1 pseudogene is annotated in these 1264 nt (G+C 40.3%); it reads right to left on the bottom strand.

Annotated elements, in window-relative coordinates:
• Positions 1-96: 96 nt before the first annotated feature.
• Positions 97-1193, bottom strand: a pseudogene (locus tag QT996_RS28500) (ISAs1 family transposase); the annotation flags it as partial.
• Positions 1194-1264: the final 71 nt, after the last annotated feature.

Here is a 1264-nt window from a genome sequence, read left to right as displayed (position 1 = left end):
CAATTTTAGATTGTGTCTTGCCGTCATTGAGCAATAATAAAATTAGAATTCTTTCTCTAATATTTGCCTTTTCTTCCCAGGGTAAGAGCATCTCAATCACGCTTGACAAAAGGACTCAGAAGAATCTAATATATTGTCAGCCAAACAAGAACGGATAATTTGAATCAAATAATCATTATCCATAGCTGCTCTTTTCATTTTTTGTCGAAGACTACGTTTGTAAGTCGGTTCACGATGGAGGGCATTGAGTGCGAGCCGTCGCAGGACAGCTAAATTCTGGGGACTGTGGAAAGAGCGAATCCGGCAAGCATCTTCAGCAAAGGTACAATCTAAAGTCCAATGAGCCTCATTTTCAATCCCCCAATGTTTTCGGATAGCTCGACCTAAAAGTTGAGCATCACTATCTAAAGAAGTTAGATAAAATTGCACTTCCCGAGTAGTTTTATTCCAAAGATGACGGACTCGAACCACCATGACCACACTTTTAAGTCCCGCCCATAATCGGGGTTGGTAAAGCTCACTGATAACTGTAATTGGCACCGACCAAACTTGACGGATTTCTCTACTATGATGACCGGATTCAATCCGTTGGTCATAACTAACATCAAGCCCAGAAAACTGATGCGCCTTAGCTTGTTCAAACCATTCTCTAACCTGAGCATATAAAGTTGGATGATTAGCTTTAAGTGAGAGAACATAATGCCCTTTCTTGTCAATAATCTTTTGAGCAATCTCAGTTTGAGTCCCCATCGCATCAATAGTAATGATACAATCAGTAATGTCTAGCAACTCTAATAAGGCCGGAATCGCCGTAATCTCATTGGATTTATCATCCACTTTCATCTGTGCCAAAACTAGACGTTGTTCAGCCGACCAAGCAGTAATAACATGAAGTGCCGATTTCCCTTGATTACGGTCATAAGAACCTCTAATTGTTTTACCATCAATGGGAATAATTGCTCCTCCTGTCCGAGTCACGAGAGTTTCTACCCATCGGAAAAAGCAGCGATTTAAAGCTTCTGGATCAATAAACTCAAATACTCTCCGAAAAGTGTCGTCGGAAGGGATACCATAAGGTAATACCAAAAATTCTTCTAACCACTTTTTTTACTAAGGCCATAATTCTCGATGTCTTCCCACCCTTGCGCTCCGGCAATTATAGCCAAAATTGCGACCGTCAAAATATCTGTAATACCAATTTTCAAAAATCATGCAACAGTAGCTAGGGCTGACAAAATGTAATCCCATCCAGTTATAGATGCTA

This window comes from Microcoleus sp. S13C4, assembly GCF_036700865.1.
Classification (GTDB): Bacteria; Cyanobacteriota; Cyanobacteriia; order Cyanobacteriales; family Microcoleaceae; genus Microcoleus.
This window is presented reverse-complemented; position numbering and strand designations above follow the sequence as displayed.